Here is a 507-nt window from a genome sequence, read left to right as displayed (position 1 = left end):
GGAAATCTTTGGATCACAGGCTATTTGCGCCTACCCAAAGCTTATCGCAGCTTAACGCGTCCTTCTTCGGCTCCTAGTGCCAAGGCATTCGCCATGCGCCCTTTGTAGCTTAACCTTTAACTATTATCTATTTACATAGATAATTTCGTCTATTTACATAAACGTTTTAATTCATTTTGCGAAATTGTATTAAATCCATTTACACCACTTACGTGGTTTTAACTTCTTTAAACAACTTTAATTTCACTGTGCAATTTTCAAAGAACATTTTTAGAAAGAATAAATTTTTAGCTAACTCAAAGAGTTAACTAAAATTAGTCTCTCAAAATTAAACAGAGAATAGGTTACGAGTAATTACAGTAGATGTTTTGAAAAATAAAATTAATTATTCTTCTATTTGCATTGACCGAAGTCTTTGCATCTACTCCCTAGAAAGGAGGTGATCCAGCCGCAGGTTCTCCTACGGCTACCTTGTTACGACTTCACCCCAATCATCAATCCCACCTT

2 rRNA genes are annotated in these 507 nt (G+C 35.5%); both read right to left on the bottom strand.

Features of this window, described 5'->3' with window-relative positions:
• Positions 1-115 (bottom strand): 23S ribosomal RNA (locus KPL50_RS26840); the annotation flags it as partial.
• Positions 116-432: 317 nt separating this feature from the next.
• A 16S ribosomal RNA gene (locus KPL50_RS26835) occupies positions 433-507 on the bottom strand; the annotation flags it as partial.

Source organism: Clostridium sp. CF012, from assembly GCF_018861755.1.
Taxonomy (GTDB): domain Bacteria; phylum Bacillota; class Clostridia; order Clostridiales; family Clostridiaceae; genus Clostridium_AD.
The sequence above is the reverse complement of the archived record's forward strand: the minus strand, read 5'-3'. Positions and strand labels throughout refer to the sequence as shown.